Origin of the sequence: uncultured Tateyamaria sp. (assembly GCF_947487805.1) — a bacterium.
GTDB lineage: Bacteria > Pseudomonadota > Alphaproteobacteria > Rhodobacterales > Rhodobacteraceae > Tateyamaria.
This window is the reverse complement of record NZ_CANKXW010000009.1, coordinates 37,824-52,847: the sequence shown is the minus strand read 5'-3', so window position 1 is coordinate 52,847 and position 15,024 is coordinate 37,824. Positions and strand designations below refer to the sequence as shown.

Annotated in this window: 16 protein-coding genes; 11 read left to right on the top strand and 5 right to left on the bottom strand. The window is 64.1% G+C overall.

Annotation, left to right across the window (positions count from 1 at the left end; translation table 11 throughout):
* Positions 1-18 precede the first annotated feature (18 nt).
* The 4 genes from Q0949_RS18010 to Q0949_RS17995 all read right to left on the bottom strand — a co-directional run bounded on the left by Q0949_RS18010 (position 19) and on the right by Q0949_RS17995 (position 3,026).
* Positions 19-543 carry a YbhB/YbcL family Raf kinase inhibitor-like protein gene (locus Q0949_RS18010; protein ID WP_299375642.1) on the bottom strand — a complete coding sequence of 175 codons (525 nt, stop codon included), beginning with the start codon at positions 541-543 and terminating at the stop codon, positions 19-21.
* Positions 544-646: 103 nt separating this feature from the next.
* On the bottom strand, positions 647-1,429 hold the full coding sequence (locus tag Q0949_RS18005) for an AraC family transcriptional regulator (protein WP_299375639.1): 783 nt from the start codon (positions 1,427-1,429) through the stop codon (positions 647-649).
* A 71-nt stretch (positions 1,430-1,500) separates the two neighbouring features.
* Positions 1,501-2,331 (bottom strand): GNAT family N-acetyltransferase, encoded by an 831-nt coding sequence (locus Q0949_RS18000; RefSeq protein ID WP_299375636.1) that lies wholly within the window; start codon positions 2,329-2,331, stop codon positions 1,501-1,503.
* Positions 2,328-3,026, bottom strand: coding sequence for a GntR family transcriptional regulator (locus tag Q0949_RS17995; protein ID WP_299375614.1), 699 nt, complete (start codon positions 3,024-3,026; stop codon positions 2,328-2,330). Before Q0949_RS17995 ends, Q0949_RS18000 begins: the two co-directional genes overlap by 4 nt.
* A gap of 233 nt (positions 3,027-3,259) precedes the next feature.
* On the opposite strand from Q0949_RS17995, the gene Q0949_RS17990 reads away from it, so the two are divergent.
* From Q0949_RS17990 to glnT, 11 genes are all read left to right on the top strand, one after another.
* Positions 3,260-4,246, top strand: a complete 987-nt coding sequence (locus Q0949_RS17990) for an ABC transporter ATP-binding protein (protein WP_299375566.1) — start codon at positions 3,260-3,262, stop codon at positions 4,244-4,246.
* A gap of 24 nt (positions 4,247-4,270) precedes the next feature.
* Positions 4,271-5,530, top strand: a complete 1,260-nt coding sequence (locus Q0949_RS17985; RefSeq protein WP_299375563.1) for a PotD/PotF family extracellular solute-binding protein — start codon at positions 4,271-4,273, stop codon at positions 5,528-5,530.
* A gap of 90 nt (positions 5,531-5,620) precedes the next feature.
* On the top strand, positions 5,621-6,442 hold the full coding sequence (locus tag Q0949_RS17980; RefSeq protein WP_299376033.1) for an ABC transporter permease: 822 nt from the start codon (positions 5,621-5,623) through the stop codon (positions 6,440-6,442).
* On the top strand, positions 6,443-7,282 hold the full coding sequence (locus Q0949_RS17975) for an ABC transporter permease (protein ID WP_299375560.1): 840 nt from the start codon (positions 6,443-6,445) through the stop codon (positions 7,280-7,282).
* Complete coding sequence (locus Q0949_RS17970) at positions 7,279-7,914, top strand: aspartate/glutamate racemase family protein (protein WP_299375557.1); 636 nt, start codon at positions 7,279-7,281, stop codon at positions 7,912-7,914. The genes Q0949_RS17975 and Q0949_RS17970 overlap by 4 nt, the downstream gene beginning before the upstream one ends.
* An 82-nt stretch (positions 7,915-7,996) precedes the next feature.
* Positions 7,997-9,274 (top strand): NADH:flavin oxidoreductase/NADH oxidase family protein, encoded by a 1,278-nt coding sequence (locus tag Q0949_RS17965; protein ID WP_299375554.1) that lies wholly within the window; start codon positions 7,997-7,999, stop codon positions 9,272-9,274.
* A gap of 97 nt (positions 9,275-9,371) precedes the next feature.
* Positions 9,372-10,001 (top strand): XRE family transcriptional regulator, encoded by a 630-nt coding sequence (locus Q0949_RS17960; RefSeq protein WP_299375551.1) that lies wholly within the window; start codon positions 9,372-9,374, stop codon positions 9,999-10,001.
* A gap of 103 nt (positions 10,002-10,104) precedes the next feature.
* Complete coding sequence (locus Q0949_RS17955; protein ID WP_299375548.1) at positions 10,105-11,028, top strand: glutamine amidotransferase family protein; 924 nt, start codon at positions 10,105-10,107, stop codon at positions 11,026-11,028.
* 1 nt (position 11,029) lies between these two features.
* On the top strand, positions 11,030-11,707 hold the full coding sequence (locus tag Q0949_RS17950; protein ID WP_299375545.1) for a GXGXG domain-containing protein: 678 nt from the start codon (positions 11,030-11,032) through the stop codon (positions 11,705-11,707).
* A 10-nt stretch (positions 11,708-11,717) separates the two neighbouring features.
* Positions 11,718-13,061: an FMN-binding glutamate synthase family protein gene (locus tag Q0949_RS17945; RefSeq protein WP_299375543.1), complete on the top strand. Its 1,344-nt coding sequence runs from the start codon at positions 11,718-11,720 to the stop codon at positions 13,059-13,061.
* A 66-nt stretch (positions 13,062-13,127) separates the two neighbouring features.
* Complete coding sequence (gene glnT / locus Q0949_RS17940) at positions 13,128-14,462, top strand: type III glutamate--ammonia ligase (RefSeq protein WP_299375540.1); 1,335 nt, start codon at positions 13,128-13,130, stop codon at positions 14,460-14,462.
* A 162-nt stretch (positions 14,463-14,624) separates the two neighbouring features.
* On the opposite strand, the gene Q0949_RS17935 is transcribed toward glnT, so the two are convergent.
* On the bottom strand, positions 14,625-15,017 hold the full coding sequence (locus Q0949_RS17935; RefSeq protein WP_299375537.1) for a hypothetical protein: 393 nt from the start codon (positions 15,015-15,017) through the stop codon (positions 14,625-14,627).
* Positions 15,018-15,024: the final 7 nt, after the last annotated feature.

The following is a 15,024-nucleotide window of genomic DNA, read 5'->3' as shown; positions in this document are numbered from 1 at the left end:
TACGCCCCGACGCGTGCCTCAGCGGGTGTAGACGGCCGTGATGGTCGACGACGCGAGGCTGTTGGCGTTGACCATGAACCCGGCCAGCGCATTGCTGACCGATCCGTCGATCTCCAGCACCGTGCCCAGCGCATGGACGGTGAACTGATAGCGGTGCACTTCGCCGGGGGGCGGGCAGGCCCCGCCGAACCCGCGCACGCCATAGTCGTTGGCCAATTCGACCCCGCCGACCGCGCCGCCACCCGGCAGCGATGTGACATCACCCGGAATGTTGAACGCGAACCAGTGCCACCACCCCGACCCGGTCGGCGCATCCGGGTCATAGACGGTCACGGCATAGCTTTGTGTGCCTTCAGGCGCGCCGGACCATTCCAGCGACGGCGCAACGTTTCCCCCTTCGCAGCCAAAGCCGGCAAAGACTTGCGCATCGGCCAGCTGTTGGCCTTCAGCAATGTCGGGGCTGGTCAGGGTGAACCCATCGGCCCAGGCGGGGGCTGCAAGCAGCAGGGCGGTCAGGGTGGCAAGGCTCGTTTTGCGGATCATGGTAAAGTCCTTTGTTGTGGATCTGCGTTTCCCGATGCCACCAATATGGCGGGCCCGGTCCCGACCCGCTTCCGGCTGCCACGCAAGAACTATCGGATTTCGATCAATCTGCCGCTGATCGGATGTCTTTTGGCTTGATCCCGAACCTTTTGCGGAACGCGTCCGAAAAATGCGACGGTGTCTTGAACCCGCAATCCAGTGCGATCTGCGACACTTGCGCGTCGGTCGTCTGCAATTGCGCCAGCCCGTGTTCCAGCCTTGTGTGCAGCAGGATCTTGGCAAATCCCTGCCCCGTTTTCGACAGCCAGCGCCGCAGGGTCGCCTCTGACATGGCGAAATGGGCCGCAACCTCCTGCGCCATCCACGGGTGGCTCAGATCGGTCTCGATCAGGCTGCGCACCCGGCTGATCGGCTGCTCCTCGACCCGCGTGGGCAGGTGGATGCCCTGCGCGCGCAACCAGATCAGCGGCTCCAGCAACCGGTGCTGCCGGATCGCATCGGGCAGGTGCGTGTCGTCCAGCGTGTCCTGGATCAGCCCAAGGATATCGGCGGGCCGGTGGGCCTGCGCACGCAGGATCTGGATGCCGCGCGCCGCCGCCGGGGTCGGCAGGTCGCCAAAGACCGCATCGATCAGGTCATGAGGAAAGCTCACGCCCAACGCGCGGTAATCCTGCCCCAGCACCGGCCGGTTCACCATCGTCACCATCAGACCCGGCGGAAAGATCATCAGATCACCCGTCTCGCCCACCATCCGCCCCTGATCGGGCGTGTCGACCTGCTTGCTGCCGCGCTGGATGAAAAACAGGAACGTCAGGCGGAAATAGAGATCGGCAAAGGTCGCCGTGGTCGCCTGCGAAATCGGATAGATCGAAACCTTGCTGTCCACGTGCACGTCCTCGGGCCGGAATGGTGCCGTTCTACCCGCCCCGCCTTGCATTGTCAGGCCACCCCGCGGACCTAGCCAAGCTCCATCGTCGCAATCGCCTGGAACGGCGCCGGGGCCGCGTCGGGCGGCGCGCCGCGAAACATGCGCGCGGTCTCGAACACAGGCGCGCAGCCCATATCGCCCAGCAACCCGGTCAGCCCGGCATTCGTATCCGCCACGTCAATGAAATACGGCGGCGTCTGCGCGCCCCACGGGCACGCCCCCAGCAGCGCACACGCATCCTCGGGCGTGCGGGCCGACAGTGGGCCGATCTTGACCCCCTCGGCACAGCGCCGGAATGTGGCACTGCCGGTGATCTGGCCCGCGTCATCCAGCACAACCGTCTGCCGCGTCTCTGCCGGCGCGAACCACGCACGGGCAAACCGCGTCCGCGCCATCCCGGTCTGTGCCCGGTCGCGCGCGCACAGGGCGGACAGGTCGGATGGCCCCGCGACGCGCACACGCGCATCGGCCACCGCCTCGAACCGGCCTGCATAGCGTATGGTGCGCCCGTGTTTGTCAAACCCGGACCGGGCATAGTTCGCCTGCTGGTCCGGCACGCCATCCAGCCCGATCCGGCGCGCGCCCGCATGGGCCATCGCCGCCGTCCAGACCTCCATCCCATGCCCCTGCCCCCGAAACGCAGGCAGGCACAGGTACAGGCCGAGAAAGGCAAAATCGTCATCGTGGTTCACCACCGACACCGCCGCCACCGGCGCCCCGTCCACCCGTTTGACAAAGAACCCGCCGGGATCGGCGGCATGAAACGCCGGCGCATCCTCCAGACCGGGGTTCCACCCCTCGGCGCGGACCCAGCCCAGAACGGTGTCCAGATCGGCACAGGTGATCGGTCGCACCGTCATCGCGCCAACGCATCCCGCAGCGACAGTGTCCGACTGTTGCGCTCACGCAGATCCAGCGCCGAGTGCAGATCGACCAGATGGCTGCGCATCAACTCTTCGGCCTGCTGCGCCTGCCCCGCGGCCAGCGCGTGCACCAGCTCATGATGGGCGTGCTTTTCGCACAGTGCGGATTCGCGCCGCCAATACAGCGCAATGATCAGCGACGACCGCGCGATCAGCGTCTCGATGAACCCCGCGATGGTCGCCTGTTGGGCAATGCGCGCGATCTCGGTGTGAAACAGGCCCGACAGATACAGCGCCCGGCCCGGATCCGCATCCGCCAGCGCCTGATGCTCGTCGCTGATATGACGCTCCAGCAGCGCAATATCCGCCGCCGTCGCATGCAGCGCCGCACTGCGCGCCGTGCGCGGCTCCAGCAATTCGCGCGCCTCGAACACCTCATGCGCCTCGGTGATGGTGGGCGAGGCCACCGATGCACCCCGGTTGCGGCGAATGTCCACCAGCTTGATATGCGACAAGGTCTGAAGGGCCGCCCGCACCACCGTGCGCGACACGCCATAGATCTCGGCCAGCTCGTCTTCACCCAGCTTGGTCCCCGGCGCGATCTTGTGCTCGTGAATGGCCAGTGACAGCGCATGGGCGATCGTGTCGCTCGTGGCGGGCGGGGAAGAGGTGGAAACGGTACTGTGCGACATGGGGCCTATCCTTACAGATCCCACATGCCAGAGCCGATGGTATGCCTCAACCCCAAGATCTGTGTGCAGACGAATTCAGGATTGTATACATTTTTGCGTCCAATTTTTGAACACGCCTCGCCGAAAGAGGCTGAATATTGGGCAGACCCCGCAACGGGAACGGCAAAACGCGCGTCTTGAATTGCCCGCGACACGGCCCCGCGCCTTTGCTGGCCCCAACGCAAGAGGGCCGCATGACCACGCCAACCACAGACCTGGAACTGGTATCCGTGACCAAACGCTACGGCGCGACCGTCGCGGTCGACGCCATCAACCACACGTTCCGACCGGGCGGCTATGCCTGCCTGCTCGGGCCCTCGGGCTGTGGCAAATCCTCGACCCTGCGGATGATCGCGGGCCACGAGGCGGTGTCGGACGGGGCAATCCTGCTGGGTGGGTCGGACATCTCCACCCTGCCCCCGGCCAGGCGCGGTACAGCCATGATGTTCCAGAATTACGCGCTGTTTCCGCACCTTACCGTGATCGACAACGTGGCCTTCAGCCTCAAGATGCGCGGCGAGGACAAGGCATCCCGCCTGAAAAAAGCAGGCGAAATGCTGGACCTCGTGGACCTTGGCACGCACACCGACCGCCTGCCCGACCAGCTGTCAGGTGGCCAGCAACAGCGCGTGGCGCTGGCCCGCGCGCTGATCACCCGCCCGCAGGTGCTGCTGCTCGATGAACCGCTCTCCGCGCTCGATCCGTTCCTGCGCATCCGGATGCGGGGCGAGTTGCGCCGCCTGCAACGCGAACTGGGCATCAGCTTTGTGCACGTCACCCACGGACAGGACGAAGCACTGGCGCTGGCCGACGAAATCGTGGTGATGAACAACGCCGTCATCGAACAGGCAGGCCCCGCGCGCGAGGTCTTCAACGCCCCCACCACTGCCTTTGTTGCCCGGTTCATCGGGGGTCACAACGTGATCGCCCTGCCGCAGGGCCATTTCGCGATCCGCACGGATGCGGTCGGTCTCACGCGCTCCGAACCGGGCCAGATGCAGGGCAATGTGACGTCTGTCGAATACCAGGGCGCGCACGTCGCCGTCCTGACCCGCATCGCCGGCGATCAGGACATCAGCGCGCTGGTGCCCGAAGACGTCTTTTTCAGCCACCCGATGAACCCAGGCGATCAGGTCGGTCTGATCTGGGAGGACACGAACCTGCACAAACTCACGGCCTAAACACCTGACAAGGAGAGAAAGAAAATGACCAAGATTTCACGACGCAACGTGCTCAAGGGCGGCGCGGCCTTTGCCGCCGGGACGACACTGGGCGCGCCCATGATCTGGGCCCAGAACATCAAGGACGTGACCCTGCGCCAGTTCGGCACCGGGGTGTCGAACCTCAACGACGTGGCCAACAAGGTCAAGGAGGACCTCGGCTTTACCCTCGAGATGACCGCCCTCGACAGTGACAGCGTCACGCAGCGCGCGGCCACCCAACCGGGCAGCTTTGACATCGCAGACATCGAATACTGGATCTGCAAAAAGGTCTGGCCCACGGGCAACCTCCAGGCGATGGACACGTCCAAGATCAAGAATTACGACAAGATCGTCGGCATCTTCCGCAACGGCAAACTGACCCCGGACAGCACGATTGCCCAAGGCACCGCGCCGCACACCGTGGGCTTTGTCGAAGGGCCCGATGGCAAGGGGTTTGTCGACAACGAATCCGGTTGGATGACCCTGATCCCCACCATCTACAACGCCGACACGCTGGGCATCCGCCCCGACCTGATCGGGCGGCCCATCTCCAACTGGTCCGAACTGCTGAACCCCGAATTCAAGGGCAAGGCATCGATCCTCGACATCTCTTCGATCGGCATCATGGACATGGCGATGGTGGTCGAGTCGATGGGCGAATACAAATACCCTGACAAGGGCAACATGACCCGCGAAGAAATCGACCTGACCATGGCGATCTTTACCGAGGCCAAGAAAAACGGCCAGTTCCGCGCCTTCTGGAAGTCCTTTGACGAAAGCGTCAACCTGATGGCGTCCGGCGAGGTGGTGATCCAGTCCATGTGGTCGCCCGCCATCACCGCGGTCAAATCCAAGGGCGTGCCTTGCGTCTACCAGCCGCTGGAAGAAGGCTACCGCTCCTGGGGTGGCGGCATCGGCCTGTCGGCGGCGCTCACCGGCCTCGAACGCGATGCGGCCTATGAATACATCAACTGGTATCTCGACGGCTGGGTCGGCGGGTATCTCATGCGGCAGGGCTACTACTCCGCCGTGCCCGAGACGTCCAAGAACTACATGTCCGAAAACGAGTGGGGCTATTGGTTCGAAGGCAAGGAAGCCACGGACGTCATCACCTCGCCCACCGGCGACGCGCTGGCCCAGGCGGGCGAGGTCCGCGACGGCGGATCCTTCGAAGACCGGATGGGCGCCGTTGCCTGCTGGAACGCCGTCATGGACGAAAACCAGTACATGGTCCGCAAGTGGAACGAATTCATCGCGGCCTGAGACCGACCCTACGGATGGGCGCTCCGGCGCCCATCCCCTCCCTTAGAGGGCCCTGACGTGCTCAAGAACAACACCCTTGTCGGATGGCTGATGGCCGGGCCCATCATGGCCGTGCTGCTGTTTTTCCTGGTGCTGCCGATCGTGATGATCGTCGTCGTCAGCTTTTGGCGCGCGACCGAGTTTTCGATCATCCCGGCCTTTGTCTGGGAGAATTACGAATTCCTCTTCGGGTCGAACGTCACCTACCGGGTGTTCTTCAACACGTTCAAATACGCGGCCATCACATGGGCCTTCACCCTCACCATCGGGTTCACCGTGGCCTATTTCCTCGCCTTCCACGTGCGGACACTGACATGGCAGATCGTGCTCTTTCTGCTCTGCACCATCCCGTTCTGGACCTCCAACATCATCCGCATGATTTCGTGGATCCCCTTTCTGGGCCGTAACGGCATCGCCAATTCCACGCTGATCTCCTGGGGGGTGATCGATGAACCGCTCGACTGGCTGCTCTTCAGCGACTTTGCCGTGATCCTCGCCTTCGTGCACCTCTATACGCTGTTCATGGTGGTCCCGATCTTCAACACCATGATGCGCATCGACAAAAGCCTGATCGAGGCCGCCCGCGACGCAGGCGCATCCGGCGCACAGATCCTCTGGAACGTGATCATCCCGCTGACCAAACCGGGCATCATGATCGGCACCATCTTTGTGGTCACGCTGGTGATGGGCGACTTCATCACCGTCCGCTTCATGAGCGGCTCGCAATCGGCCAATGTGGGCCGGCTCATCTCCAACGACATCGCGCTGCTGGCCTACCCCTCGGCCTCCGCCACCGCGGTGGTGCTGCTGCTGACCGTGCTGATCGTGATCGGCATCCTGCTGCGCTTTGTCGACATCCGAAAGGAACTCTAGATGGAGCCGCGCCCCAGATCCTTCTACGTGCTCGCGACCTTTTTCAGCCTCTTCCTGCTGTTTCTCTATGGCCCCACGATCACCATCGCGATCCTGTCGTTTCAAGGGCCGGGCGGCGGGCTGACCTTTCCGATGCGCGGCACCTCGCTGCACTGGTTCCGCGACCTCTTCGAACAGCAGGCCGTGGGTGACATCTGGGGCAGCTTCCGGCGCAGCGTCACGCTCGGACTGATGGTCATGGTCACCACCGTGGTGCTGTCGGTCATGGGCGGGCTCGCCTTTCGCAAGAAGTTCAAAGGCTCCGGCATCCTGTTCTACCTGATCATCACATCGCTGGTGATCCCCTCCATCCTGATCTCTCTGGGCGTCGGCCTGATCTTCTCGCAATCGGGGCTCGACGTGCACTGGTCCACCTCCGGCTTCGGCGCCCAACTGACATGGACACTCCCCTTCGGCCTCCTGATCATGTTCGCCGTCTTCAACCGCTTCGACAAAGCCTACGAAGAGGCCGCCCGCGACCTCGGCGCCAGCGCATGGCAAACACTGCGGCACGTGGTACTGCCCATCATCGGGCCCTCGCTCATCGGCGTGGCGCTCTTCGGCTTCACGCTCAGCTATGACGAATTCGCCCGCACCCTGCTGACCGCAGGCAGCTACAACACCCTGCCGCTCGAAATCTTCGGCATGACGACAAACGTGACCACCCCGGTGCTCTATGCGCTTGGTACGCTGACAACCGTGTTCTCACTGCTGATGATCGGCCTGTTTCTGTGCCTCGCGCTCTATTCCACCCGCCGCAGGGCACGCGCCGGATCGGACGCGGGCAAGGGGATGCTATGATCGTCCTGATCAACCCCAACAGCACCGCGTCGATGACCGATGCCATGCTGCGCACCGCGCGCGACACCGTGCCCACGGTACATTTTGACGGTTGGACCTCACAGGACGGCCCGCCCGCGATCCAGGGGGCCGAGGATGGTGCGCTGGCCGAAGTGCCCCTGCTGCGACTGGTGCAACGGGCCTCGGACGAGGGGGCGACGGCGATCATCATCGGCTGTTTCGACGACACCGCGCTGGATGCTGCACGCCGCGTGGCGCGCTGCCCGGTCATCGGCATCGGTCAGGCGGCCTACCACCTTGCCGCCGTGGCAGGGGGCCGATTTTCGGTGGTGACGACACTGGATATCTCCGTGCCGATCCTGCGCGCCAATATCACCGCCTACGGGCTGGCCGGGCAACTGGCCCGCGTGCGCGCCAGCGGCGTGCCGGTGCTGGCGCTTGAACAGGATGGCGCCACCGCGACCCGCCAGGTGCTGGCCGAACTGCGCACGGCCGCGATCGAGGATGATGTGGAAACGGTGGTGCTGGGCTGCGGCGGCATGGTCGATATCCTCGCCGCACCCGACCTGCCAAAAACCCTCCGCGTCATCGACGGCGTCCGTGCCGCCGCCGCCTTTGCCAGCCAGTTCTGATCCGGCCCGTCCCGGCACCGATGGACTTTGCCCGCGCGCTCCTCCACTCTGCCTGACACCGCCACCCTGACCGGAGGCCCCCGTGCCCTCACCGCTCTCCGACCCCATCGTCCTGCCCTGCGGCGCAACGATCAAGAACCGGTTTTGCAAAAGTGCGATGACCGAGGCCTTCGCCGGCCCGGACGACGCGCCGAACGCGGCCCATGTCACGCTCTATGACCGGTGGGCACAGGGCGGCGTGGGGCTGCAAATCACCGGCAACGTGATGGTCGACCGGCGCTATCTGGAACGGCCCGGCAACGTGGTGATCGAAGACGACCGCGACATGGACATGCTGCGCGCCTGGGCCGCTGCCGGGAAATCAGCGGGCGGGCAGATCTGGATGCAGATTTCCCACCCCGGTCGCCAGTGCCCCATCGTCGTCAATACGCGGCCCCTGTCGCCATCCGCCGAGAAACTGCAAATCCTCGGTCTTTTTGGCAAACCCAAGGCGATGACCACGGACGACATCGACGACGCCATCCGCCGCTATGCCACCGCCGCGCGCACAGCGCAGGCCGCAGGCTTTGACGGGGTCCAGATCCACGCCGCCCACGGCTATCTGATCAGCCAGTTCCTGTCGCCCATCACCAACCGCCGCAGCGATGACTGGGGCGGATCGATCGAAAACCGGGCACGGTTCCTGCGTGCGGTCTATGCGGCGATCCGCACCGAGGTCGGGCCGCAATTTCCCGTGGCGGTCAAACTCAACTCGTCCGACTTCCAAAAGGGCGGCTTCACCATCGAAGAAAGCTGCGCAGTGGCGCGCCTGCTCGAATCCGACGGCATCGACCTGATCGAACTGTCGGGCGGCAGCTATGAACAGATGAGCTTTGTCACCGGCGACGACGCGGACACCCGCCGCGACAGCACCCGCAAGCGCGAGGCCTATTTCCTGCACTACGCCCGCGCCGTGCGCGCCGCCGTGTCCGTACCGCTGGTCGTCACGGGCGGGTTCCGCACCCGCGCCGCCATGGAAGAGGCCGTGCGCGACCACGGCATCGACGGCATCGGCCTCGCCCGCCCGCTCTGTGTGCACCCGGATGCGGTCAACGCGCTGCTTTCGGGCGACGACGGCCCCATCGGCATCCAAGAGGACGGCCTGACCATCGGCCGCGGCCGCCTTGGCGTGAACGCCAGGAACTGGCTGGTGAACCTCGTGAACACGGTGTCGCGGGTGGAATACCACGGCTGGCAGATGACCCGCATGTCGCGCGGTCTGGCCCCCGACAGTTCGGGCCGCAACGCCGCCATCCTCTGGTTCCTGTGGTATCTGAACCGCACGACCATGAAGGGCCTGCGCCGCAAATTCGTCCGCTGACCGCGCGTGCGCCGATTTCACCCCCAGTCAATCTTTGCACACCCGTGGGAAATTCTGGCATAGGGGTCAGACACCCCGCCCCAAATCGCAAAGACCCATGGCCAGCAAGCTCACCCAGGATCCACACAGCACCCGCGACGGCGAGCGCGAGAAAGTGCTCGAGGTGGCCATCGGCCGCGAGGTCCGTGCCTATCGCCGCCAGCAAGGCACCACCGTCGCCGAACTGGCACAGCTGACGGGGCTGTCCATCGGCATGCTTTCCAAGATCGAGAACGGCAACACCTCGCCCTCGCTCACCACGCTGCAACTGCTGGCCAACGCGCTGTCCGTGCCGCTCACCAGTTTTTTCCGCCGCTTCGAGGAAAGCCGCCAGGCCGTGCACACCAAATCAGGCGAAGGTGTCTCCATCGACCGCGCGGGCACCCGCGCCAACCACCAGTACAACCTGCTGGGCCATCTCGGCGCCAATGCCTCCGGCGTGATCGTGGAACCCTACCTGATCACCCTCACCGCGGAATCGGACATCTTTCCCGCCTTTCAGCACGGCGGGATCGAAACGATCTACATGCTGGAAGGGGCCGTCGACTACCGCCACGGCGACGACATCTACCCCCTGCGCCCCGGCGACACGCTGTTCTTCGACGCCGACGCACCGCACGGGCCCGCCAAACTTGTCACCCTGCCCGCGCGATACCTGTCGATCATCAGCTACCCGCAAACCGCCTGAACACGCCCTAAAATGAAAATTTGTTTCCCACTGGTTGAGAGGCACGCGTATCGGTGCTAACCTCCGGCGCGTATCATGCACACCCCAAAGGAGGACCTGCGCCATGTGCGGGATTGTCGGACTGTTTCTCAAGGACGCGGGGTTGCAACCGGAGCTTGGCACCCTGTTGACGGATATGTTGATCACCATGACGGACCGTGGGCCCGACAGTGCGGGGATCGCGATTTATGGCGAGGAAACAACGGGTAACGCCAAGCTGACGGTGCAGTCGAACACGCCCGATACCGACTTTGACACGCTCGACAACGACCTGCGCAAACGGATCAGGGGCAAGGTCACCATGACCACCAAGGACACCCACGCGGTGCTGTCGCTGCAAGCCGATCAGGTCGCCACCGCCCGCCAGGTCCTCCTGGAAATCCGCCCCAATGTGCGGGTGATGAGCCATGGCTCAACCCTCGAAATCTACAAGGAGGTCGGACTGCCCAAAGATGTGGCAGAACGCTTTGATATCCGCAAAATGTCCGGCACCCACGGCATCGGGCACACCCGCATGGCCACCGAATCCGCCGTCACCACCATGGGCGCGCACCCGTTCAACACCGGCATCGACCAGTGCCTTGTGCACAACGGCTCGCTGTCGAACCACAACTCGCTGCGCCGCAAGCTGCGCCGCCTTGGCGTGCATATCGAGACCGAAAACGACACCGAGGTGGGTGCTGCCTACCTCACATGGAAGATGCAGACGGGCGCGACACTGGGCGAGGCGCTGACCTCCAGCCTCGATGATCTCGACGGGTTCTTCACCTTCGTTGTCGGCACCAGGGACGGGTTCGGCGTGGTGCGCGATCCCATCGCCTGCAAACCCGCCGTCATGGCTGAAACCGATCAATTTGTGGCGTTCGGGTCGGAATACCGCGCGCTGGTGAACCTGCCGGGCATCGAAAACGCCAAAGTCTGGGAGCCCGAGCCCGCCACCGTCTACTTCTGGTCCCACACCCACAGCCCCACGGCAAAGGCCGCGTAACATGCAGACATTCGACCTCGAGGCCGAGGGCCTGCGCGCCCTCAACGCCACCCTCCACGCCCAATCCGCACACACCAACCAGACCCACTGGCAGATCATCAACCCCAAGGGCAGCCACGCCATCGCCGTGGGCCTCGATGCGCCGATCGAGGTCAACATCAAGGGCTCGACGGGCTACTACTGCGCGGGCATGAACAAGCAGGCGACCGTGCATGTGCACGGCTCCGTCGGACCGGGCACGGCGGAAAACATGATGTCCGGCATGGTCGTCGTCGAAGGCGACGCCAGCCAATATGCCGGGGCCACCGGCCATGGCGGCACGCTGGTGATCAAGGGCAATGCCTCCTCGCGCTGCGGCATCTCGATGAAGGGGATCGACATCATCGTGCACGGCAATATCGGGCACATGTCGGCCTTCATGGCGCAGTCGGGCAACCTCGTGGTCTGCGGCGATGCGGGCGATGCCCTGGGCGATTCCATCTACGAGGCGCGGCTTTTTGTGCGCGGATCGGTCAAATCGCTCGGTGCCGACTGCATTGAAAAAGAGATGCGGCCCGAACATGTCGCCATTCTCGAAGAGTTGCTGGAACGCGGGCAATGCGACGCCAAGGCGTCCGAGTTCAGACGCTACGGTTCGGCCCGGCAGCTCTACAACTTCAACATCGACAACGCGTATTGAGAGCCCGACCATGAAAGACGAGCAAAAGGGCGCACCGCGCACCTTGCCGATCCAATCGGCGACCTTCAGCAACCCGATCAACGCCGAAATCCGGCGGGCGGCGGCGACGGGCATCTATGACATCCGTGGCGGCGGGGCCAAACGCAAGCTGCCCCATTTTGACGACCTCCTGTTCCTGGGCGCGTCGATGTCGCGCTATCCGCTCGAAGGATACCGGGAAAAGTGTGAAACGAACGTTACCCTGGGCACACGTTTTGCCAAGAACCCGATCCAGCTTGATATCCCCGTCACCATCGCGGGCATGTCATTCGGCGCGCTGTCGGGCGGCGCCAAAGAGGCGCTGGGGCGCGGCGCGACCCTTGCGGGCACCTCGACCACCACCGGCGACGGCGGCATGACGCCCGAAGAGCGCGGCCATTCAAGCAAGCTGGTCTATCAGTATCTGCCCTCGCGCTACGGCATGAATCCGGACGACCTGCGCCGCGCGGATGCCATCGAGATTGTCGTGGGCCAGGGGGCCAAGCCCGGTGGCGGGGGCATGCTTCTGGGGCAGAAGATCTCCGATCGCGTGGCGGAAATGCGCAATCTTCCCAAGGGGATAGACCAGCGCTCGGCCTGTCGTCACCCTGACTGGACCGGCCCGGATGATCTGGAGATCAAGATCCTCGAGCTGCGCGAGATCACCAATTGGGAAAAGCCGATCTATATCAAGGTTGGCGGCGCGCGGCCCTATTTTGACACGACGCTGGCGGTCAAGGCGGGCGCGGATGTTGTCGTGCTCGACGGGATGCAGGGCGGCACGGCGGCCACGCAGGACGTGTTCATCGAACATGTTGGCCAGCCCATCCTCGCCTGTATCCGCGAAGCCGTGCGCGCATTGCAGGACCTCGACATGCACCGCGAGGTGCAGCTGGTCGTGTCGGGCGGCATCCGTACGGGTGCGGATGTTGCCAAGGCCATGGCCCTTGGCGCAGACGCCGTGGCCATCGGCACGGCGGCCCTGATTGCGCTGGGTGACAATGATCCCAAGTGGGAGGCCGAGTACAATGCGCTCGGCACCACCGCGGGGGCCTATGACGACTGGCACGAGGGGCAGGATCCCGCCGGCATCACCACGCAGGACCCCGAGCTGATGGCGCGGTTCGATCCGATCGAGGGCGGGCGGCGGCTCAACAACTATCTCAAGGTGATGACGCTCGAGGCGCAGACCATCGCGCGGGCCTGCGGCAAGAACCACCTGCACAACCTCGAGCCCGAAGACCTCTGCGCGCTGACGCTTGAGGCTGCGGCCATGGCGAAAATCCCGCTCGCCGGGACCGACTGGTACCCCGGCAAGCCCGGTACCTCTTACTGAACTCCTAACGAAGGGCGCGGTCATCACGGCACGCGCCCTCGCCTTTCCAACGACAGGGAAAACGACATGACAACTGACCTCGCAAAGTTCGCCCAAGACAACGGCGTCAAATACTTCATGATCTCCTTCACCGACCTCTTTGGCGGTCAGCGTGCGAAACTGGTGCCGGCCCAGGCCATCGCGGATATGCAGGAGGATGGCGCGGGGTTCGCGGGCTTTGCCACATGGCTCGACATGACGCCTGCGCATCCCGACATGCTGGCCGTGCCGGACCCGTCCTCGGTGATCCAGCTGCCGTGGAAGTCCGAGGTCGCGTGGGTTGCGGGCAACTGCGTGATGGAGGGTGAGGACGTCGCCCAGGCGCCGCGCAACGTGTTGCGTCGCCTGATTGACGAGGCTGCTGCCGAAGGGCTGCACGTCAAGACCGGGATCGAGGCGGAGTTCTTCCTGCTGACGCCCGAAGGCGACCAGATCAGCGACCCGTTCGATACGGCGGCCAAGCCCTGCTATGACCAGCAGGCGGTGATGCGCCGCTATGACGTGGTGCGCGAGATTTGCGATTACATGCTGGAACTGGGCTGGGGTCCGTATCAGAACGACCACGAGGACGCGAATGGTCAGTTCGAGATGAACTGGGAGTTTGACGATGCCCTGCGCACGGCGGACAAGCATTCCTTCTTCAAGTTCATGACCAAGTCAGTGGCCGAGAAACACGGCTTCCGCGCCACCTTCATGCCCAAGCCGGTCCAAGGGCTGACGGGCAACGGCTGCCACGCCCACATCTCGGTCTGGGACGCGGCCGGGGCGGATGCGAAGACCAACGTCTTTGCAATGGAACCCAATGACAGTTCGCAGACCGCAGAACTTGGCCTGTCCGAAAAGGGCCGCCACTTCCTGGGCGGCATCATGAAGCACGCGAGCGCGCTGGCCGCGATCACCAACCCGACCGTCAACAGCTACAAACGCATCAACGCGCCCCGCACGATGTCGGGGGCCACATGGGCGCCCAACACGGTGACGTGGACGGGCAACAACCGCACCCACATGGTGCGCGTCCCCGGACCCGGCCGGTTCGAACTGCGTCTGCCGGACGGGGCGACGAACCCCTACCTGTTGCAGGCGGTGATCATCGCGGCGGGTCTCGACGGTATCCGCACGCAGGCCGATCCCGGCAAGCGCCACGACATCGACATGTACGCCGAAGGGCACACGGTGCGCGGCGCGCCCAAGCTGCCGCTGAACATGCTGGACGCCTTGCGCGAATACGACAAGGACAAGGGATTGAAGGCGGCGATGGGCGAAGACTTCTCGGCCTCCTACGTCAAGATGAAGACGCAGGAATGGAACGACTTCACGTCGCACTTCTCGCAATGGGAAAAGGACAACACGCTGGATATCTGATCCTCTGTCCCCGCGGGGACAGGCTGTGCGATGCGATTACCACATCGTAACCGTTTTGAAATCTGCGCGCGGGATCAAACACTTGGCCCTGCGCGCGGTGCGTTCTGGGGGTGTTAACCGGATGTCTGGCACCCTCACGCAGATGGCGGGCGGTCGCGCTTCCTAGCGCAGCCAACCAACCCGCGCGGCAATCGTCGCGTACCAGAACAGCGCAGCACCAATCAACAGCGCAAGGATCGTGCTGGGGGCCATGCCGACCACGGACACCGTCTGGATCATCGTTATGCCGGTGGCCAACAGCGACACCAAAAGCGCGGATGTGGCCACGCGCCGGCGCAACAACAGCAGGATGCATCCAACCGCCCCACCGAACACGGCCAGCCCAAAGGCCAGCGTGGCCCAAAACGGGCGACTGGCGATGATCAGCTGATACAGCTCGGGCATCTGCGCCACGGCATCGGTGTTCATCTGGGTGATGAAGTTCAGACACCCCATCAGGTTCCACACCAGACCAAGCCCGGCGATGATCCAGAAACTGAAATGCGGTTTGGTCATGACCTGC